General features: G+C 62.8%; 14 protein-coding genes. 2 read left to right on the top strand and 12 right to left on the bottom strand.

What is annotated here, in order from left to right; genetic code table 11:
• Positions 1-51 precede the first annotated feature (51 nt).
• From yccS to betI, 9 genes are all read right to left on the bottom strand, one after another.
• Positions 52-2,238 carry a YccS family putative transporter gene (gene yccS / locus IB249_RS16825; protein ID WP_192306720.1) on the bottom strand — a complete coding sequence of 729 codons (2,187 nt, stop codon included), beginning with the start codon at positions 2,236-2,238 and terminating at the stop codon, positions 52-54.
• A 223-nt stretch (positions 2,239-2,461) separates the two neighbouring features.
• Positions 2,462-3,640, bottom strand: coding sequence for an NAD(P)/FAD-dependent oxidoreductase (locus tag IB249_RS16820; RefSeq protein ID WP_192306718.1), 1,179 nt, complete (start codon positions 3,638-3,640; stop codon positions 2,462-2,464).
• Positions 3,641-3,781: 141 nt separating this feature from the next.
• Entirely contained in the window at positions 3,782-5,119 is a 1,338-nt protein-coding gene (dbpA, locus tag IB249_RS16815) for an ATP-dependent RNA helicase DbpA (protein WP_242525479.1), read from the bottom strand.
• Positions 5,120-5,260: 141 nt separating this feature from the next.
• On the bottom strand, positions 5,261-6,688 hold the full coding sequence (gene mdtD, locus IB249_RS16810; protein ID WP_192306714.1) for a multidrug transporter subunit MdtD: 1,428 nt from the start codon (positions 6,686-6,688) through the stop codon (positions 5,261-5,263).
• A 152-nt stretch (positions 6,689-6,840) separates the two neighbouring features.
• Entirely contained in the window at positions 6,841-8,190 is a 1,350-nt protein-coding gene (locus IB249_RS16805; protein ID WP_192306712.1) for a TldD/PmbA family protein, read from the bottom strand.
• Entirely contained in the window at positions 8,190-9,632 is a 1,443-nt protein-coding gene (locus tag IB249_RS16800; protein WP_192306710.1) for a TldD/PmbA family protein, read from the bottom strand. Before IB249_RS16800 ends, IB249_RS16805 begins: the two co-directional genes overlap by 1 nt.
• 242 nt (positions 9,633-9,874) lie before the next feature.
• Positions 9,875-11,575, bottom strand: coding sequence for a choline dehydrogenase (gene betA / locus IB249_RS16795; protein WP_192306708.1), 1,701 nt, complete (start codon positions 11,573-11,575; stop codon positions 9,875-9,877).
• Between the two features lie 149 nt (positions 11,576-11,724).
• Entirely contained in the window at positions 11,725-13,197 is a 1,473-nt protein-coding gene (betB, locus tag IB249_RS16790) for a betaine-aldehyde dehydrogenase (protein ID WP_192306700.1), read from the bottom strand.
• 62 nt (positions 13,198-13,259) lie between these two features.
• A complete protein-coding gene (gene betI / locus IB249_RS16785) occupies positions 13,260-13,853 on the bottom strand; it encodes a transcriptional regulator BetI (RefSeq protein ID WP_192306698.1) in 594 nt (197 codons plus the stop codon).
• Between the two features lie 380 nt (positions 13,854-14,233).
• Between betI and IB249_RS16780 the strand changes: the two genes are divergently transcribed.
• The gene (locus IB249_RS16780) at positions 14,234-16,183 is read left to right on the top strand and encodes a BCCT family transporter (RefSeq protein WP_318653504.1); all 1,950 of its coding nucleotides are present in this window, start codon (positions 14,234-14,236) and stop codon (positions 16,181-16,183) included.
• A gap of 108 nt (positions 16,184-16,291) precedes the next feature.
• On the opposite strand, the gene choV is transcribed toward IB249_RS16780, so the two are convergent.
• The 3 genes from choV to IB249_RS16765 all read right to left on the bottom strand — a co-directional run bounded on the left by choV (position 16,292) and on the right by IB249_RS16765 (position 19,325).
• On the bottom strand, positions 16,292-17,470 hold the full coding sequence (choV, locus tag IB249_RS16775; RefSeq protein WP_192306694.1) for a choline ABC transporter ATP-binding protein: 1,179 nt from the start codon (positions 17,468-17,470) through the stop codon (positions 16,292-16,294).
• Positions 17,467-18,312, bottom strand: a complete 846-nt coding sequence (gene choW / locus IB249_RS16770; protein WP_192306691.1) for a choline ABC transporter permease subunit — start codon at positions 18,310-18,312, stop codon at positions 17,467-17,469. The genes choV and choW overlap by 4 nt, the downstream gene beginning before the upstream one ends.
• 65 nt (positions 18,313-18,377) lie before the next feature.
• Complete coding sequence (locus IB249_RS16765) at positions 18,378-19,325, bottom strand: choline ABC transporter substrate-binding protein (RefSeq protein ID WP_192306689.1); 948 nt, start codon at positions 19,323-19,325, stop codon at positions 18,378-18,380.
• Between the two features lie 436 nt (positions 19,326-19,761).
• On the opposite strand from IB249_RS16765, the gene IB249_RS16760 reads away from it, so the two are divergent.
• Positions 19,762-21,138 (top strand): L-serine ammonia-lyase, encoded by a 1,377-nt coding sequence (locus tag IB249_RS16760; protein ID WP_192306687.1) that lies wholly within the window; start codon positions 19,762-19,764, stop codon positions 21,136-21,138.
• The last annotated feature ends 487 nt before the right edge of the window (positions 21,139-21,625 follow it).

Here is a 21,625-nt window from a genome sequence, read left to right as displayed (position 1 = left end):
GAAGCGTATTCCAAGGTCGGAGCGAGCCTGCCCGCAAGGGGGCATCAGCCGCTATGAATCCTCGCCAGTGTCCTTGATCAAGTGCGCCGCGAGTGTGCGCAACGGTCCCAATTGCCGGCAGATCAGCGCCAGCTGAGTCTGCACCAGTCGCTGACCCTCATCGATTTCGTCCGGCATCCGTTCCAGATCGTCGGCCAGCGCTTCTTCTTCATCGCTCTGAATCGCAATCGGCGTTTTGCTCGCCAGGCCCTGGGCGATTTCGTCGATGCTGTGCGCCAGTTTCACCCCGGCGCCTTCGATCAAGTGCTCGCGCACGTCCGCCGGCAGCAGGGTTTCCCGGTGCGCGCCCAGCCCTGACAAATAGCTGAGCAAGGTGTGTGACAGCACCAGGAAACGGAACCCGACATCCGCTTCCTTGCGGAAATGCCCCGGCTCCATCAGCATATTGGCCAGGGTCGTCGACAGCGCCGCATCGGCGTTGTGCGCGTTGCGCCGGGCGAGGCGATACGCCAGGTCGTCGCTTTTGCCTGCGGCGTATTGCTGCATGATCTGGCGCAGGTAGATGCTGTTGCAGGTCAGGGTGTTGGCCAGCACCTTGTTCAGGCGTCGACCCTGCCAGTCAGGCAGGAACAGGAACACCGCCAGCCCGGCGATCAGGCTGCCGAGCAATGTATCGAACAGTCGCGGCAGGAACAGGCCGTAGCCATCGCCCACCTGGTTGAAGCAGAACAGCACCATCAGGGTGATCGCGGCGGTGGCCAGGGTGTAGCGGGTGGTTCGGCTGATAAAGAACACCACCCCGGCGGCGATGGCGAAGCACGACTGCACCAGTGGGTTGGGAAACAGGTCGAACAGCGCCCACGCCACCGTCAGGCCGATGGCGGTGCCGACGATCCGCTGCCCGAGCTTGCGGCGTGTGGCACCGTAGTTCGGCTGGCAGACGAAGAGCGTGGTGAGGATGATCCAATAGCCCTGGGACGGGTGAATCAAATGCACCATGCCGTAGCCGATGCTCAAGGCCAGGGGCAGGCGCAGGGCGTGGCGGAACAGCAGCGAAGTCGGTGTCAACTGCGTGCGCAGGCGAATCCATACGTCCTTGAGATTGCGTGGCGAGCGGTCGAGCAGGCTGCTGTCGCTGGCGTCGGCAAGGGCGTCGGGGTTGCTCGCGTCGCTGAGCAGGCGGTCCAGGGTGCCGAGGTTGGCGGACAGCGCCCGCAGGGACCGCAGCAGCCCGCGCCAGGCCGGATTGCTCTGGATGCGCAGGTGCTCGAGCGAGGCATTCAGGTCTCCCAGGGCCTCGGCGAAGCTGGCGTCGTAAACGAACGGCTGGCGCATCTGGATTGATTCCGCCAAAGCCCGGCAGGCCTTGCCTTGCTGGCGCAGCAGGCGCTGGCAGCGGAACAACACGTCGCTGTGGAAAAACGCCTCGGCCAGGGCGTTGTACGGATAGTGCGAGGAACTGGCGCGTTCGTGGATGTCCTGGGCGAGGAAGTAGAGCTTCAGGTAGCGGCTGACTTTCGACCCCGGCCGGCCATTGCCGACCCGGTGCAGGATGATTTCCTTGGCGGCGTTCAGTGCGGCGACGACGCGGCCGTTCTGCTGGGCCAGTTCCAGTCGGCGCGCTTCCACGTCCAGCTGGCGGATCGGTTCCAGCAGTGACGATTTCAGCTTCAGGTAGAAGCCCAGCTCGCGAAAAAGACGCGCCAGGCTCTGCTGCACCGGCTGGTTGGAAAACAGTGCCTGCCACAGAACCGACAGCGCGCCGTACCACGCTGCCCCGGCCACCAGCAGCATCGGTTCGTGCCAGAAATCGGTGACTGCGCCGCCGCGCTGGTCCACGCCGATCATGGTGTAGACCGACAGGATCAGGGTCGCCGAGGCGATGGCGCCATAGCGTTCGCCCAATGCTCCGAGCATGGTCAGGCCGAAACCGGCCAGGGCCAGGGCGATGACAAACAGGATCGGGTAGGGGAACAGCAGTTCGACCGACAGCGCGGCGATGCTGAAACACACCAGCGTCACTGCCAGCGAATTGAGGCGGCCCTGCCAGCTGTCGTCGGTCTCGGCCAGGGCGCTGGCGATGATGCCGAGGAACAGTGGGATGAGCAGGCCCATTTCATCCTGATACCAGCACAGCGCCATGCTGCCGGTCAGGGCGATGAACACCCGCACACTGTAGCTGAATTTATCCAGCGCCCAGATACGACGCAGAGACTGACGAAGAGGGGTCGATGACATGAAGTGCGAAGGCCTTCCGAGGCAATGACGCTAAATTGAGCCAGTAATGACGTCGACGCAATGGCGCCGATCACATCTGACAGCAAAATCTGTTCCTTCAAGCGCGACGGATGATCATTGTGGGAGCGAGCCTGCTCGCGAAGAGGCCGGCACAGTCAACCTCTGAGCTGATCACAAGAGCGCTTTCGCGAGCAGGCTCGCTGCCACATTGTTGGGCGCACGATCAGACATACTGCGCAGCGGCGTAACCCGAGGCCCAGGCCCACTGGAAGTTGAAGCCGCCCAGGTGACCGGTGACGTCGAGCACTTCCCCAATGAAATACAAGCCCGGGCTTTTCAGTGATTCCATGGTCTTGGACGAGACTTCGCGAGTGTCGACGCCACCCAGGGTGACTTCGGCGGTGCGATAGCCTTCGGTGCCGGCCGGGACGACTTTCCAGCTCGCCAGTTTCTCGGCAATGTCGGCCAGTTCGGCGTGGGTGTACTGCTTGATCGGTTTGGACACGAACCAGTTGTCCGCCAGCAGGTTGGCCATCTTCTTGGTGAAGATCTCGCCGAGCAGGGTTTTCAGCTCGCTGTTCGGGCGTTCGCTTTGCTGCTGTTGCAGCCAGCCTGGTACGTCATGGTCCGGCATCAGGTTGATTTCGACCGTGTCGCCGGATTCCCAGAACGAGGAAATCTGCAAAATCGCCGGGCCGCTGAGGCCTCGGTGGGTGAACAGGATGTTTTCGCGGAAGCTCTGGTCGTTGCAACTGACCAGGCAATCCACCGAGGTGCCGGACAGCTCGGTGCACAGTGCCTTGAGCTGGTCGGTGATGGTGAACGGCACCAGGCCGGCGCGGGTGGGCAGCATTTCGTGGCCGAATTGCTTCGCCACCTGATAGCCGAAACCGGTGGCGCCCAGGGTCGGAATCGACAGGCCGCCAGTGGCGATCACCAGCGATTGGCAGGTGATCTGGCCGAGGGTGGTGTCCAGCAGATAACCGCTTTCCAGCTTCTCGATGCTCTGGATCGATGTGTCCAGGTGCAGGCTGACGCCGACCTGCTCGCACTCGTTGAGCAGCATGTCGAGAATGTCGCTGGATTTGTTATCGCAGAACAACTGACCGAGCTTTTTCTCGTGGTATGGCACGCCGTGCTTGGCGACCATGCCGATGAAATCCCATTGGGTGTAGCGCGCCAGGGCGGATTTGCAAAAGTGTGGGTTGTGCGAGAGGAAATTGCCCGGTTCGCTGTACATGTTGGTGAAATTGCAGCGCCCACCGCCCGACATCAGGATTTTCTTGCCGGCCTTGTTGGCATGGTCGAGCAACAACACCTGGCGCCCGCGCCCGGCGGCGGTCAGTGCACACATCAACCCTGCGGCGCCAGCGCCAATGATCACGACTTCGGTAGAACGCAAAACGGTGTCCTCTGGATGACTCACCACAAAACAAACTGTGGGAGCGAGCCTGCTCGCGATGGCAGCGTGCCAGATACATTCAAGTGTCTGATACTCCGCCATCGCGAGCAGGCTCGCTCCCACAGGGAAAGTGCGGCGTTGTTACAGAATACGCACGCGCAACGAACGGCCCTTGATCTTGCCGTCGTTCAGGCGCTGCAAGGCCTGTTTGGCGACGCCGCGTTCCACGGCCACGTAGGCCTGGAAGTCGAAAATCGCGATCTTGCCGACCTGGGCGCCGGGAATGCCGGCATCACCGGTCAATGCCCCCAGGATATCGCCCGGGCGCACCTTGTCCTTGCGGCCGGCGGCGATGCACAGGGTGCTCATCTGCGGCAGCAGCGGACCGCCGCCCTGGGATTTGAGGTTGTCCACCTGGTCCCAGGTCAGCGGGGTCTTCTGCAGTTCTTCGATGGCTTGCGCACGCTGTGCTTCGGACGGCGCCACCAGGCTGATCGCCAGGCCTTTCTCGCCGGCGCGACCGGTACGGCCGACACGGTGGATGTGAATTTCCGAGTCGCGGGCCAGTTCGACGTTGATCACCATGTCCAGCGAATCGATGTCCAGGCCGCGGGCGGCGACGTCGGTGGCCACCAGCACCGAGGTGCTGCGGTTGGCGAACATCGCCAGGACCTGGTCGCGGTCACGCTGTTCCAGGTCGCCGTGCAGGCCGACCGCCGAAATGCCTTTGGCGGTCAGGTGATCGACCGTTTCCTGAACCTGCTGCTTGGTGAAGCAGAAGGCCACGCAGGACGCCGGGCGGAAGTGGCCGAGCACCTTGGTCACCGCGCTCATGCGCTCTTCCGGGGAAATCTCGTAGAAACGCTGCTCGATCTGCGTGTCGTCGTGGAACGCCTCGGCCTTGACCTGCTGCGGATTGCGCATGAACTTCGCCGCCAGTTGCTTGATGCCGACCGGGTAAGTGGCGGAGAACAGCAACGTCTGGCGACGCTCCGGGGCCTGCATGATGATTTCTTCGATGGAATCGTAGAAACCCATGTCGAGCATGCGGTCGGCTTCGTCGAGGATCAGCGTGTTCAGGCCATGCAGGACCAGCGAACCCTTGCGCAGGTGCTGCTGGATGCGCCCCGGCGTGCCGACGATGATGTGCGCGCCGTGTTCCAGCGAAGCGATCTGCGGGCCCAGGGACACGCCGCCGCACAGGGTCAGGACCTTGATGTTGTCTTCGGCGCGGGCCAGGCGGCGGATTTCCTTGGCGACCTGGTCGGCCAGTTCGCGGGTCGGGCACAGGATCAGCGCCTGGCAGCCGAAATAACGCGGATTGATCGGGTTCAGCAGGCCGATACCGAAGGCCGCGGTCTTGCCGCTGCCGGTCTTGGCCTGGGCGATCAGGTCCATCCCCTTGAGGATCACCGGCAAGCTTTGCGCCTGGATCGGCGTCATCTGGGCATAACCGAGGGATTCGAGGTTAGCCAGCATGGCGGCGGACAGCGGCAAAGTATTAAAAGCGGTGGCAATGGTGGTCACGGGACTGGCCTGCAAAACAAAATGTCGCGCAGTGTATCAGTCCCGCTGCCCCGACCTGTAATTTCTGGACGAATTGCTTTATGCGACTCCCGGTCAGTGCTCGATATCGTGTTCGCGACTGACGACCCGGCGCCCGTCCCTGGGCGAGAGCTGGGAGAAAATCGTCGCCGCCAGCATCGCCATGATGCCGACGGTGACGAACGTCAGCTGGAACGCCCCCAGCACCGTGTCCACGCCGTCGTTGCCCACTTGCGCGGTGAACCCGCCGAGCAGGGCGCCGGCGCAGGCCACACCCAGGCTCAGGGACAATTGCGCGACCACCGACAGCAGGCTGTTGCCGCTGCTGGCGCTGGCGTCGTCGAGGTCGATCAGGGTCACGGTGTTCATCGCGGTGAATTGCAACGAGTTGATCGCGCCCAGGATCGCCAGCATCCCCAGCAGCAGCCAGTAGGGCGTCTGCTCACTGACCAGGCCCATGCTCGCCAGCATCAGGCCCAGTGCCAGGGTGTTGCCGGTGAGGACGATGCGGTAGCCCAGGCGCTCGATCATCGGGCGCGCCACCGATTTGGCGACCATCGCTGCCGCCGCCAGCGGCAACATGCTCATCCCGGCCTGGGACGGCGAGTAACCCAGCGCCACTTGCAGCAGCAACGGCACGAGGAAGGGCAGGGCGCCGCTGCCCAGGCGGGCGAACAGGTTGCCGAGAATGCCCACGGCGAAGGTGCGGGTCTTGAACAGCGAAGGCGCGAACAGCGGGTTTTCGATGTGCCCGGCCCGCAGCCAGTAGGCCGCCAGGCACGCCATGCCGCCGAACAGCAGCAACATTACCCGCAGGTGCGGCAGGTGCAGTTCGCCGAGGCCTTCCATGGCAATGGTGATCAGCACCATCGCGGCGCCGAACAGCAAAAAGCCCAGGCTGTCGAAGCGCGTGCGCTCGCTGCCACGCAGGTCTGGAATGAATTTCCACACGGCATAGCAACCGATGGCGCCGACCGGCAGGTTGATCAGGAAGATCCAGTGCCAGGTCAGGTACTCCACCATCCAGCCGCCCATGGTCGGGCCGATCAACGGGCCGAGCAGGCCGGGAATGGTGATGAAGCCCATGATTCGCACCAGCTCGGAGCGCGGGTAGGCACGCAGCACCACCAGTCGCCCGACCGGCAGCATCAGCGCGCCGCCCAGGCCCTGGATGACCCGGGCGCCGATCAGCATGCCCAGGCTGCTCGACAGGGCGCAGAGCAACGAGCCGATGCTGAACAGCAGGATCGCGCCAAAGAAGATTTTCTTGGTGCCGAAGCGGTCGGCAATCCAGCCCGAGGCCGGGATCAGCAAGGCGACGGTGAGCATGTAGGCGATGATCACACCCTGCATGCGCAAGGGGTCTTCCGCCAGGTCGCGGGCCATGGCTGGCAGGGCGGTGTTGAGGATGGTCCCGTCCAGGGACTGCATGAAGAAGGCGATTGCGACGACCCAGGGCAACCAGCGGGCGGTGACGGCATCGAGCGTTGGGCGGTTGGGCATGGGGCCTCGTGTCAGATTAACCGGTGGAGGGATTTACCTTGTGGGAGCGAGCCTGCTCGCGAGGAGCGTAAACGATGACACGGGCTGTCTGAATGCGTGCATCGTCTATGAATCCTTCGCGATCAGGCTCGCTCCCACAAGAGGTGCAGGTGTTACAGGGTCAACGTCAACCGGCTGATCAGCGCACCCGGCAACAGCGCCGACGCGGTTGCCCGCTGGCTGTAGGTGCTCGCCGACAGCAACAGTTCCCGCTCGGTCGTCAGCGCTTCGAGCTGCGAACCGAGCAGGCTGAAGGCGCTGTCGTCGAAGCGCATGGTGCTGACCGGCGCCTGTATCTCGCCATTCTCGACCCAGAATGTCGCGAACCGCGTCATGCCGGTCATGCGCGCGCCCGGCAGGTCCGAGTAGTTCAGGTACCAGAGGTTGCTGATGTACAGCCCCGTGCCCAGTTGCCTGAGCACGTCGGCCTCCGGCAGCGCTCCGGCCGCCATGTTCAAGGCGCTGGGGGCCTCGCCGCCGCCGGCGCCGTTGGCGGTGAGGCCGTACTCGGCGGCGCTGCGCGAGCTGACCAGCTGCGCCTCGGCCTGGCCTTCGACGATCAGCTTCAGGTCGCTGCGCGGGTAACCCTCGCCGGAGAAGGCCGGGCTCAACGAGCCACTGACGTGCTCATCCAGTGACACCAGCGGGCTGAACGAATGGTCGCCGCTGTAGAGCTTCTGCATTGGGCTGCTCTTGCTGGCGATCGACTGCGCCGAAAACCCGCCCCAGCTCAGCAGGCTCATGATTTCCTCCAGCGCTGCGGGCGCCAGGTAGGCGCGGTACTGCCCCGGTGCCAGGGTACGCAGGGGGCGACCGAGAAACGCCAGTTGCTCGCGGGCCTGGGCAAAACGCCGGGCGAAGCCTTCGCTGTCCCATTGGTGCCCGGCGTAGCTGGCTTTTACCGCCTGGCCGTTGGCATGGAACAGGCTGAAATCAAAGTTGAAGCTGTTGGCCTGATGCCAGCCGAACGCGCCCGCCGAACTGGCGAAACCCCGACTGATCGGCCCTGCCGCATAGAAGCCCACCAGGTCCAGGCCTTCGGCGGCGCGGGTGATTTCGCCGACCACCTGCTCGGTGTCCGGCAGCGGATGCGCCTGCACATTGTTGCTTTGCCAGCCGTTATGGTTGAGCAGCAGGTAAGGGTCCGGGGGCAGCAGCGGCAAGGTTTCGCGCAACTGCTGCAAGCCGTCGGCCAGCCGCCGGGCATCGACCTCTGCAGCGCCCGACAAGGTGATGTCGAGGTCGGCGTGCCGACCATCGTTGATCAGTTTCAAGCCCACGCTGGCCTGCTGCACCTGACCGGCCTGGCGCACCTTGGCATGGTTGAAACGCACGAAGGCCGACGCTTCGGCAGCGTAGCTGAGGGTGAACTGCTCCGGCTCGCGAATCGCTTCGCGCAATCCGTTGACCAAGGCCTTGAATGACGCCGCCTGGCTGTTTGCTGGAGTCGTGTACGTCGTCATCAGGCGTCTCCCCCGAATACATCCACCTGGCTGAACACACAGGCCGGCGACGCGTGACCGACACGAATCACCTGGTTGGGTTCGCCCTTGCCGCAGTTCGGCGTGCCCAGTACCTGGAAGGTGCTGGTGTCGCCGACCGCGCTGAGGCTTTTCCAGAACTGCGCGGAAACCCCCCGGTAGTTCGGGTTCTTCACCACGCCCTTGAGTTCGCCGTTTTCGATCAACTGCCCCCATTCGCAGCCGAACTGGAATTTGTTGCGGGCGTCGTCGATCGACCACGAGCGGTTGGTCGACATCAGGATGCCGTGCTCGATGTTGCCGATCAGTTGCGCCAGCGACTGATCGCCGGGCTCGATGTTGAGATTGGCCATGCGGTCGATGGGCGGACGGTTCCAGCTGCAGGCGCGGCTGTTGGCAACACCGTCCATGCCGGCGCGGAACTGCGACAGCGCGCCGCCCAATGGTCGCAGGAGCAAGCCTTCCCTGATCAGGAACTGCTTGCTCGCCGCGCTGCCGTCGTCGTCATGGCCGTAGCTGGCGAGTTGCTCGGGAATGTCCGGGTCGAAGGTCACGTTGAGCCATTTCGAGCCGTATTGCAGCTGGCCGAAGTCTTGCGCCTTGACGAAGCTGGTGCCGGCGTAATTGCGCTCGTCGCCGAGGATGCGGTCCAGTTCCAGGGGGTGGCCGATGGATTCGTGGATCTGCAGCATCATCTGGTCGGGCATCAGCAGCAGGTCCCGCGCACCCGGCGGGGTGTTTGGCGCGAGCAGCAGTTGCAGGGCCTGGTCAGCGATGTGCGGACCGGCACCGATCAGGCCGCAGCGGCTGATCACATCCGCGCCACCCTGCTGGCCGAAGTTCTCGCGGCCCAGGCTGCGGGTCTGGCTGTCGCTGCCGTCGTAGGCGGTGACGTCGAGGCCCGGATAGACGAAACGCTGGGCCTGGCGCAGTTCAGCGCCGGCGCTGCTGAGGTAGATCTGCTCGACGTGGGTCATGCCGATGCTGACCTGCCAGTTGACCAGTCGCTCATCCCGGGGCACGGCGGCGGATTCGGCGCCGAGCAGCTCGTAGCATTCACTCAGGGACGGGAAGGGCTGGTCGAGATTCGGCGAGAAGTAGTCCGCGCGGTCGCTGGAGAACCGTTGGTCGCGCAGGTCGAGCAAGGCGTGAGGCTTGAGCTGGCGGGCCTGCTGCTCGGCTTTGTCGAGCGCGGCTTGCAGGCCCGCCGGGGACAGGTCGTTGGTCGCGGCATAGGCCTCGACGCCGTTCACGCGCACGGTCAGCATCGCGCCTTCGTCGCGCCGCAGGCTTGGCGGTTCGGCGACGTTCTTGCGCACCGACAGGTACTGCCCGGACTCGCGCACATAACGCAGGGAAAAGAATTCAGCGCCCGTGCGCAAGGCAGCAAAGCGCTGCTTGAGCTGGGGATGGAAATCGAACATGCGTGAAACCTCCTGGCGATGCAGTGGTGGTGAAGCCGTGTTGCGGGAGGAGGGGGTGAAACGATTGCGTGGCGCTAGAGTAGGCCGGCGAGGGGGGAGGATCAAGTTTGCAACGGTGGGGATGTGTGGTTTGTCAGGTCCTCATCGCGAGCCGGCTCGCTCCTGCACTGATCCCGGTCGTACCGAAAATCATAGGTGGGAGCGAGCCGGCTCGCGATGGACCGTGACGCGGTGTATCGGTATCAGGCGATCTGGCTCACTTCGCGCAAAGCCTTGCCCTTCACCGGCGCATCGCCCGCGACGTAGTAGTCAGCCGTGCTGCGCGGCAATGGCTGGCGACCACGGATCTTGTCGGCGATTTTCTCGGCCATCATGATCGTCGGCGCATTCAGGTTGCCGGTGGTGATGATCGGCATGATCGAAGCATCGACCACACGCAGGCCTTGCATGCCGTGCACGCGACCCTGGCCATCGACCACGGCCATGTCGTCGGTGCCCATCTTGCACGAGCAGGATGGGTGGAACGCAGTTTCGGCGTGTTCGCGGATGAACTTGTCGAGCTGCTCGTCGGTTTGCACCTCGATGCCCGGGCTGATTTCGCGGCCACGGAAGGCGTCCAGCGCCGGTTGCTGCATGATTTCACGGGTCAGGCGAATGCCGTCGCGGAACTCCTGCCAGTCCTGCTCGGTGGCCATGTAGTTGAACAGGATGCTCGGGTGCTGGCGCGGGTCCTTGGACTTGACCTGGATGCGCCCGCGGCTTGGCGAACGCATGGAGCCCATGTGTGCCTGGAAGCCGTGTTCCTTCACACCGTTGCTGCCGTTGTAGTTGATCGCCACCGGCAGGAAGTGGTACTGGATGTTCGGCCATTCGAATTCCGGACGGCTGCGAATGAAACCGCCGGCTTCGAACTGGTTGCTGGCGCCGATGCCGGTGCCGTTGAACAGCCACTCGGCACCGATGGCCGGCTGGTTGTACCAGAGCAGCGACGGGTACAACGAGACCGGTTGGGTGCAGGCGTACTGCAGGTACAGCTCAAGGTGGTCCTGCAGGTTTTCACCGACGCCTGGCAGGTCGTGGACCACTGGGATATCGAGGCTTTCCAGCAGCTTGGCCGGGCCCACGCCGGAACGTTGCAGCAGTTGTGGCGAAGCGATCGCGCCGCTGCACACCAGCACTTCCTTGCGTGCGCGCGCTTCAACGCGTTCTTCGGCGGCGCCGACCAGGTAACGCACACCGACCGCGCGCTTGCCTTCGAACAGGATCTTGTCGGTCAGGGCGTGGGTGACGATGGTCAGGGTCGAGCGCTGCTTGGCGACGTCCAGGTAACCGCGGGCGGTGGAAGCACGACGGCCATTGGGCGTCACGGTGCGGTCCATCGGGCCGAAGCCTTCCTGTTGGTAGCCGTTGAGGTCTTCGGTACGTGGATAACCGGCTTGCACGCCGGCTTCGACCATGGCGTGGAACAGCGGGTTGTTTCCGGCTTTCGGCGTGGTCACGCTGACCGGGCCGTCGCCACCGTGGTAGTCGTTCGGCCCGATGTCGCGGGTTTCAGCTTTTCGGAAATAGGGCAGGCAATCGAGGTAGGTCCAGTCTTCCAGGCCTGGCAGCTTGGCCCAGCCGTCGTAGTCCATGGCGTTGCCGCGGATGTAGCACATGCCGTTGATCAGCGAAGAACCGCCCAGGCCCTTGCCGCGACCGCATTCCATCCGGCGTCCGTCCATGTGCGGTTCCGGATCGGTTTCGTACGCCCAGTTGTAGCGCCGGCCTTGCAGCGGGAAGGCCAGGGCGGCCGGCATCTGGGTACGGAAGTCCAGGCGGTAGTCCGGGCCACCCGCTTCGAGCAGCAGAACGGTGACGCCGGCGTCTTCGGTCAGGCGGGTCGCCAGGGTGTTACCGGCCGAGCCGGCACCGACGATGATGTAATCGAATTCTTGGGACATTGAATGCACCCTCTTTGAAATTGGGTCAGGTCATGGCGAGTGCTGCGCACTCGATCGCGAGCCGGCTCGCTCCCACAGTGGAGCGTGTGCTTCTGTGGGAGCAGGCTTGCCCGCGAAGGCGGCCTCGCGGGCAATGCAGGGCTCGGGGCTTAGAACACCGAGACGTAATCGCCCAGCTCGACCTGTACCGATTTGATGCGAGTGAAGTTGTTCAGCGAGCTGATGCCGTTCTCGCGGCCCACACCCGATTGCTTGTAGCCACCGACCGGCATCTTGGCGTCGGATTCGCCCCAGGCATTGATCCAGCAGATGCCCGCTTCCAGTTGGTGAATGATGCGGTGGGCACGGTTCAGGTCCTTGGTGACCACACCGGCGGCCAGGCCGAAGTCGGTGTCGTTGGCACGGCGGATCACTTCTTCTTCGCTCTCGTAGCTCAGGATCGCCATCACCGGGCCGAAGATTTCCTCGCGCACGATGGTCATGTCGTCGGTGCAGTCGGTGAACACGGTCGGTGCGACGAACGCGCCCTTGCCGAGCTCGCCTTCGGTCAGGCGGCTGCCACCGCACAGTACGCGAGCGCCTTCTTCCTTGCCCTTGGCGATGTAGCCCAGCACGCTTTCCATGTGGGCGAAGCTGACCAGCGGGCCGAAGTTGGTGTTTTCGTCTTCCGGGTTGCCGATGCGGATGCGCGCCACGCGCTCGGCGATCTTGGCTTCGAAGGCGGCCTTGAGGTGGCTCGGCACGAACACGCGGGTGCCGTTGGTGCAGACCTGGCCGGAGCTGTAGAAGTTGGCCATCATCGCGGTGTCGGCGGCGCGATCCAGGTCGGCGTCGTCGCAGATGATCAGCGGGGATTTGCCGCCCAGCTCCATGGTCACGTCCTTGAGCGAGGAGCTCGAGGCGCTGGCCATGACTTTTTTGCCGGTGTCGGTGCCGCCGGTGAACGAGATTTTTTCGATGCGCGGGTGCTCGGTCAGCCAGGTGCCGACTTCACGGCCGCTGCCGGTCAGGACGTTGAACACACCCGCCGGCACACCGGCCTCGGTGTAGATCTCGGCCAGTTTCAGGGTGGTCAGCGACGTGACTTCGCTGGGCTTGAAGATCATCGCGTTGCCGGCGGCCAGGGCCGGTGCGGATTTCCACAGGGCGATCTGGATCGGGTAGTTCCACGCGCCGATCCCGGCCACCACGCCCAGCGGCTCGCGACGGGTGTAGACGAAGGACGTGGTGCGCAGCGGAATCTGCTCGCCTTCGATGGCGGGCACCAGGCCTGCGTAGTATTCCAGTACATCGGCGCCGGTGACGATGTCGACGTAGCGGGTTTCGGAGTAGGCCTTGCCGGTGTCCAGGGTTTCCAGGGCGGCCAGTTCGTCGTTGCGCTCACGCAGGATCTCCACGGCGCGACGCAGGATGCGCGAACGCTCCATGGCCGTCATGGCGGCCCAGATTTTCTGGCCCTTTTCGGCGCTGACCACGGCACGCTCGACGTCTTCTTGGGTGGCGCGTTGGACTTTTGCGAGGACTTCACCGTTAGCCGGGTTGATGGCTTCGAACGTGGCATCGCTGCCAGCGTCGGAGTAAGCGCCATCGATGTAGAGTTTTTGCAGTTCGAAACGGGCCATAAAGTCCTCGCAAGTGCATCAGTGATTGGCTCGATCCGGGTGTTGAGCGTTCTAGATGTGCTCTAACTCACCCGCTTGGCCAGTTGGAAATCCATGTATTCGTAAGCGATCCGGTGTGCCTGCTCGGTGTCGAAAGCATCTCCCGACAGCGCGCCGCGCAACCACAAGCCGTCAATGAGCGCCGCCAGGCCCCGGGCTGCACTGCGCGCATCATCGAGCGGCAATACACGGCGGAACTGGCAGCACAGGTTGGAATACAGACGGTGATCGTTGATCCGCTGCAACCTGTGCAAAGACGGGTGGTGCATGCTGGTGGCCCAGAAGGCCAACCAGGTTTTCATTGCCGGGCCATTGACCTGGCTGGCGTCGAAGTTGCCTTCGATGATCACCTGCAGATGCGCCCGCGGGCTGTCATCTGTCAGCGCCTGCCGGCGCGCGGTGACGTTCTCGCTGAGGACGGTCATCAGGTACTGCGCAGTGGCAGCGATCAGGCCGTTCTTGTCCTGAAAGTAATGACTGATGATGCCATTCGAGACACCGGCCAAACGGGCGATCAGCGCAATGCTGGCGTCCCCCATCCCGACCTGATCGACCGCTTGCAACGTGGCTTCGATCAACTGCTGGCGACGGATGGGTTGCATACCGACCTTGGGCATCTTGCACATCTCCTTAGGCCTTGCGGCAGACGTCAAACGGCTACCGGCTTGTGGGCCAGTCTATTTTGTTTTGATTGAACGTTCAATCAACAAAGAATAAGCTCTGCGACAAATCGTCGCTCCTTGCCGGTTTTTCCAAGCTGTAAAGGGCGATAAACCGACATCCGAATCGGCTCGAAACCGGCGTGCGAAAGCATCGGCGGGCTTCGGGCTTTTTTCGGGGTGTCTTTATATCACCCGCCGGTCGGCTGCCCACTAACCGATTGGTCGGGTACCGCGTTTGCCTTGTGTTCTTCTGCCGCACTGCCCGGAGCATCTGTGCCATGAGTTCTGCTTCCCTGATAAAGACCCCACCGGAGAAGGTGACGGTCAACGGTTGGGTGTTCTACACCTCTACCGCGTTGATCCTGTTGTTGACCGCCATCCTGATCATCGCCCCCCAAGAGGCGGGCAGGATGCTGAGCACGGCGCAAGCCTGGCTGTCCCGCAGCTTCGGCTGGTACTACATGGTGGTGATTGCCGCCTATCTGATCTTTGTCGTCGGCCTGGCGTTTTCGTCCTACGGCAAACTGAAACTGGGCAGCAAGGACGACACCCCGGACTTCAGCTACGGCGCCTGGGCGGGGATGCTGTTTTCCTCGGGCATCGGCATCTCGTTGCTGTACTTCGGTGCGTCCGAGCCGCTGGATCACTATTTCAACCCGCCGGAAGGCGTGGCCGGCAGCAACCTGGCGGCGCGCCAGGCGGTGCAACTGACCTTCCTGCACTGGGGCCTGCATGGCTGGGCGATCTACGCGCTGGTCGGCCTGGCCGTGGCTTACTTTGCCTATCGCCACAATCAGCCGCTGGCGTTGCGTTCGGCGCTGTACCCGCTGGTGGGTGAGCGCTGGGTCAAAGGCGCGGCCGGCCATGCGGTGGACGGCTTCGGCATGTTCGTGACCCTGCTGGGGCTGGTGACAAACCTGGGGATCGGTTCGCTGCAAGTGTCGTCGGGCCTGGAAAACCTGTTCGGCATGGAGCACAGCAACACCAACCTGCTGATCGTCATCATCGTGATGAGCACCGTGGCGACCATCGCCGCCGTGTCCGGCGTGGAAAACGGTATTCGTCGGCTGTCCAACCTGAACATCGTGCTGTTCAGCGGGCTGCTGATTTTCGTGCTGCTGTTCGGCCCGACCTTGCACCTGCTCAACGGTTTCGTGCAGAACGTCGGCGATTACCTGAACGGCGTGGTGCTCAAGACCTTCGACCTGTACGTCTATGAAGGCGACAGCGCCAAGTCCGACCGCTGGCTGGGCCTGTGGACCCTGTTCTACTGGGCCTGGTGGATTTCCTGGGCACCGTTCGTGGGCATGTTCATCGCGCGTATTTCCCGTGGTCGCACGGTGCGTGAACTGGTGGCTGGCGTGTTGCTGATCCCGTTGGGTTTCACCCTGGCGTGGCTGTCGATCTTCGGCAACTCGGCGCTGGACCTGGTGATGAACCACGGTGCGGTGGAACTCGGCAAAACCGCGCTGGAACAGCCTTCCATGGCGATTTATCAGCTTCTTGAACATTACCCGGCGTCGAAGGTGGTGATCGGCGTGTCGATTTTCGTCGGTTTCGTGCTGTTCCTGACCCCGGCGGATTCCGGGGCGGTGATGATGGCCAACCTTTCGTGCAAGGGCGGCAATGTCGACGAGGATGCGCCGCACTGGCTGCGGATCTTCTGGTCGGTGGTGATCACGCTGGTGACCATCGGGCTGCTGTTCGCCGGTAATTTCGAAGCCATGCAAACCATGGTCGTGCTGGCGGGCCTGCCCTTCTCGGTGGTGCTGGTGTGCTTCATGTTCGGCCTGCACAAGGCGATGCGCCAGGACAAGCAGATCGAACAGGAGCAAGCGGAACTGGCGGCGCGCGGTCGCCGTGGTTTCAGTGAACGCCTGACCCAGCTGGACCTGCAACCGAACCAGTCGATCGTGCAACGCTTCATGGACAAGCATGTCAGCCCGGCGCTGGAGGAGGCGGTGGTTCAACTGCGTGGCAAAGGCCTGGACGTGCAGACGTTGCTGGGCAAGGCCAAACGCTGCATTGGCCTGCGGATCGAGATGGAAGAGGGCAACCCGTTCGTCTACGAAGTCAGCCTGGACGGCTACCTGGCCGCCGCCAGCGACACGGTGCCGGCGCACAGCGCGGACGAGCCCCGGGCCCGCTACTACCGCGCCGAGGTGTACCTGCACAACGGTAGCCAGGACTACGACTTGATGGGCTTCACCCAGGAGCAGATCACCCGTGACGTGCTCGATCAGTTTGAAAGCCATCGGCAACTCCTTGGCCGGGTGTATAGCTGAGGGGTGAAGGGATGCGGTGTTTCTGTCTGAGCACCGCGTCGCATTCTTCGCGATAAGCCATAAACAAAAACGCCGCGATCCTCTCGCGGCGTTTTCGTGTCTGTTGCCTTAACCCAGGTTCTTGCCGAGCAGTGCGTGGTACAGCTCGCTGTCGCCGAGGATCCCCACCACCCTGTTGTTGTCGTGCAGCACCAGTTTGTTACCGGTCTGGTAACGGATCTGCAGCGCGTCACGCATGCCGATGTTGGAGTCCACCAGCGTCGGCCGGCGACCCAGACCTTCCACGGCCTGCCCGGGTGCCCAGTTCTGCAGATCGAGGCTGGCACCGTTCTGGCGGGCGCCCTTGATCGTGTTGCCTTCCGCCAGGTCCAGCCACGAATCGCCGCCCGGATCGAGGCACACCGAGCCGTTGATGCGCTTGCAGTTGTCCAGGGTGCGCATCAGGCTGCGTCCGCACAGCACGTTCAGCGGGTTGGTGTGCGCGACGAAGGTGCGCACGTAGTCATCCGCCGGGTTGAGCACGATTTCTTCAGGCTTGCTGTACTGGATGATCCGCCCGTCTTTCATGATCGCGATGCGGCTGCCCAGCTTCAGGGCTTCGTCGAGGTCATGACTCACGAACACGATGGTTTTGCTCAGCTTGCGTTGCAGTTCCAGCAACTCGTCCTGCAGGCCCTGGCGGATCAGCGGGTCAAGGGCCGAGAACGGTTCGTCCATCAGCAGGATGTCGGCGTCCATCGCCAGGGCGCGGGCCAGGCCGACGCGTTGCTGCATGCCGCCGGACAGTTCGTCGGGCTTCTTGTTGCGCCATTGGGTCAGGCCCACCAGTTCGAGTTTCTCATCGACCAGTTTCCTGCGGTCCTTCTCCGGACGACCCTGCATTTCCAGGCCGAAACTGATGTTCTCGCGCACCGTCAGCCAGGGCATCAGGGCGAACTTCTGGAACACCATTGCAATGCGTTTGGTGCGCATCATCTTCAGTTCGGCAGCGCTGCAGGAGGCGATGTCGATCTGTCGGCCCTCGTGCTCGACGAACAGCTTGCCGCGGCTGACGGTGTTGAGGCCGTTGATGCAGCGCAGCAGGCTGGACTTGCCGGAGCCGGACAGGCCCATCAATACGCAGATTTCACCTTTCTCGATATCCAGGCTGGCTTTCTCGACACCGACGATCTGCCCGGTCTTTTTCAGGATCTCGTTACGGGTCATGCCCTGATCCAGCAGCTTGAGTGCCTCGCGCGGATCCTTGGTGAAGATTACGTCGACGTCTTCGAAGCGAATAATGCTCATGCGTCACCCCCTACTTTAGCGTCGGGTTGTTTGCAGATACGGTCGAGCATGATCGCCAGCAATACGATCGCCAGGCCCGCTTCGAAGCCCAGGGCGATATCAGCAGTGTTCAGTGCGTTGACCACCGGTTTGCCGAGTCCGTCGGCGCCCACCAGTGCCGCGATCACCACCATCGACAACGACAGCATGATGCACTGGGTGATGCCGGCCGCGATGCTCGGCATGGCGTGGGGCAGTTCGATCCTTGTCAGCAGTTGGCGACGCGAGCAGCCGAAGGCCTTGCCGGCGTCCATCAGTTCCTGTGGAACATCGCGGATACCCAGGTAGGTCAGGCGAATGGGCGCGGCAATCGCGAACACCACTGTCGAAATCAGACCCGGGACCACACCCAGCCCGAAGAGGGTCAGGGTAGGAATGAGGTATACGAAGGTTGGTACGGTCTGCATCAGATCGAGTACCGGTCGCATTAGAGTGTAGAACATGGGTTTGTGCGCGGCGACGATGCCCAGCGGCACGCCGATCAGTACGCAGACCAGGGTGGCGAACATGACCTGGGCGAGGGTTTCCATCGTTTCCTGCCAGTACCCCAGGTTGAGGATCAGCAGAAAGGAGGCAACGACGAAGGCGGTCAGGCCCCATTTACGCTGGATGAAGTGTGCCAGCAGGGCAATCAGGCCGATCAAGACCAGCGGGTTGAACCAGGTCAGCGCAAACGTCACGCCGTGGATCATCGTTTCCAGTGACACGGCGATTGCGTCGAAGGTGTTGGCGCCGTGTTGCGTCAACCATTCAACGAATCCCGCGATGTACTGGCCTAGAGGTATTTTCTGATCAATCAGCATGGTAGTGAACGTCCGCATGCAAGGAATAAACAGCCAGGCGGGCAGGCCCGCCCGGCATAAGCGATTTACTGCGCGAGCTTGGCTTTCACGGCCTCCAGGCCAGGTTTACCGTCAATGGTGGTCACGCCAGCGAGCCAGGTATCGAGGACCTGTGGGTTCTTTTTGAGCCAGGCCTTGGCGGCCGCGTCAGGCTTCATCTTGTCGTCCAGGATGTTGCCCATGAGTTCGCTTTCCATGTCGACGGTGAACTCCAGATTTTTCAGCAACTGGCCCACGTTGCTGCATTCCTCGGCGTAACCCTTGCGGGTGTTGGTCGCCACGGTGGCGGCACCGAAATCCGGGCCGAAGAAATCATCGCCACCGGTGAGGTACTGGATCTTGAAGCGCTTGTTCATCGGGTGCGGCGCCCAACCGAGGAAAACCACGGCGGTGTCGCGTTTCTGCGCGCGGTCGACCTGCGACAGCATCCCCGCCTCGCTGGATTCGACGACCTTGAAGCCCGCGTCCTTGAGGCCGAAGGCGTTCTTGTCGATCATGCTCTGGATCAGGCGGTTGCCGTCGTTGCCGGGCTCGATGCCGTAGATCTTGCCGTCGAGTTCCTTCTTGAATTTGGCGATGTCGGCGAAGTCGTGCAGACCCTTGTCGTACAGGGCCTGAGGCACGGCCAGCGTGTACTTGGCGCCCTTGAGGTTGGTGCGCACGGTTTCAACGGTGCCGGCGTCGCGGTAGGCCTTGATGTCGTTTTCCATGGTCGGCATCCAGTTGCCGAGGAAAACGTCCATGTTCTTGCCGTCGGCCAGGGACTTGTAGGTCACCGGTACGGAAATCATGGTGGTCTTGGTCTTGTAGCCCAGTGCGTTGAGCACGACGCTGGTGGTGGCGGTTGTCGCGGTGATGTCGGTCCAGCCGACATCGGAGAAGTTCACGGTATTGCATTGGGCCGGTTCGGCGGCTTGCGCCAGAAACGGCAGGCTCAGCATGGCGGCCAACAACAACGACGGGGAACCTTTCATGAATGGACTCCTTGGTGTTTTTTTTTGGCAGTGTTCCGACTGGGACCACCGCACTTATGGGTTGCGGTTGGGTGGCGTTCTTGTGACAGCTCTACCGCAGCGCCTTGCAATCGAGTCGATAAGATCATGTACCAGTGAAAATCTGACGCCTACAGGGTGCGTCGTAACCAGTACAGGGAGGGTCGCATCCAGTGTCGGTGACGTCGTTTACAGATTTTTTCAGGCCCATTTGCCGCGCTGAGCCGCAAAAAAGCGGCGAAACATGGCGTAAAACGCCAGCGGCGTTTGTGGACATGAGTGCGTCGGTTCGAGACGTCGCACGTCACCGCAAAAGCCTGATGATGCGGCCATCTCGGCGGATTGCAGCTTGAGCGTAGCAGCTCCGTCACCGGGCGCTTCTGCGCCTGGAGTTGGCACATCCAGGAGTTCGGCAGCAATGGCTATCAGCGTTTTCGACCTGTTCAAAATCGGCATCGGTCCTTCCAGTTCGCACACCGTCGGGCCGATGCGCGCCGCGGCGCTGTTCGTGCAGGGGTTGCGTGAGCAAGGGCTGCTCGAGCAGGTGCGGCGTGTCGAGGTGCAGCTCTATGGTTCGTTGTCGGCCACCGGCATCGGACACGGCAGCGACAACGCGGTGATCATGGGGCTGATGGGGGAGTGGCCGGATGCGATCGATCCGTCGCAAATCGGCATCCGCATCGCGACCCTGCGCGAAACCGACACGCTGTTGCTCGACAGTCGCCTGCCGGTGTCATTCATCTGGGCGCGTGACATGCGCCTGATCGATGAAAACCTGCCGTTCCATCCCAACGCCATGACCCTGGTTGCCGAGGGCGCCGACGGCGAGCTGCACCGCGACACCTACTATTCCGTCGGCGGTGGCTTTGTCGTCGATGAAGCGCAAGCCCGCAGCGGTGTGGTGGATCTGGATCGCACCGAGCTGCCCTACGATTTTTCCAGCGCCGTCGAGCTGCTCGAGCTTTGCAAGCGGCACAACCTGCGCGTGGCCGAACTGATGATGGCCAATGAGCGGGTCTGGCGCAGCGAGGATGAAATCCGTGCCGGTCTGATGAAGCTCTGGCGCGCCATGCAGGAGTGCGTCGAACACGGGCTCAAGCACGAAGGCATCCTGCCCGGCGGCCTGAACGTGCGTCGGCGTGCGGCCAAGCTGCACCGCAGCCTGCAGGAGCTGAACAAACCCAACGTGATCGGCTCGACCTTGAGCGCCATGGAATGGGTCAACCTGTTTGCCCTGGCGGTCAACGAGGAAAACGCCGCCGGCGGACGCATGGTGACGGCGCCGACCAACGGCGCGGCGGGGATCATTCCGGCGGTGCTGCATTACTTCATGAAGTTCAGCGAGGCGGTGACAGACGCCAACGTGGTCGACTACTTCCTCGGCGCGGCAGCGGTGGGGATCCTGTGCAAGAAGAACGCGTCGATTTCCGGTGCCGAAGTCGGTTGCCAGGGTGAAGTCGGCTCCGCCTGCGCCATGGCGGCGGCGGGCTTGGCGGAAATCCTCGGGGCCACGCCGGAGCAGTTGTGCAACGCGGCGGAAATCGGCCTGGAACACAACCTGGGCCTGACCTGCGATCCGGTGGGCGGCCTGGTGCAGGTGCCGTGCATCGAGCGCAACGCGATTGCCGCAGTGAAGGCGATCAACGCGGCGCAGATGGCGCTGCGCGGTGACGGCCAGCACTTCATTTCCCTGGACCGGGTGATCCGCACCATGCGCGATACCGGCGCGGATATGCATGACAAATATAAAGAGACATCGCGGGGCGGGTTGGCGGTGAGTGCGGTGGAGTGCTGACGCCGCGTTGAGCCAATCGCCAGCCGGCTCCCCCCAGGTATTTTGAGGTGTGTTCCCGATAACAGGCACACCGAAACCCGGTGGTAGCGAGCCTGCTCGCGATGCGCCGGACCAGTCAAAACTGCGCGCAAATCGAACACCTGCACAAACATGCGCCACCTTTTAGCGCGTCGCTTACAGATAAATGGCCTCATCCCCGGCCGGGTTGAATGCCCCCCGCTTCCGCCCGTCGCCCCGCGCCTTGGGTGACACTCTCTCCCGAACGCCCGCAGCCCAGTTCCCACAAGTGCTACCGATCTGCTCACAGCCTTCTGGGCAGGGCCCTTTGCGCCATTGATGGCACTTATTACCCCCACTCGTGGCACGGCTTATATAGACCGGTCGACAGGTCGTTTTCAGGATTTATTGAACGCGCATTCAAATTTAGGCATGGCATTTGCTCTGTCATTACAAAGCCCGTCTCCAGTGCGAGAACGATGGCAATAAC

The organism is Pseudomonas sp. PDM04 (assembly GCF_014851765.1).
GTDB lineage: Bacteria > Pseudomonadota > Gammaproteobacteria > Pseudomonadales > Pseudomonadaceae > Aquipseudomonas.
Note: the sequence above shows the minus strand (reverse complement) of the source record. Positions and strands in the feature narration are given on the sequence as shown.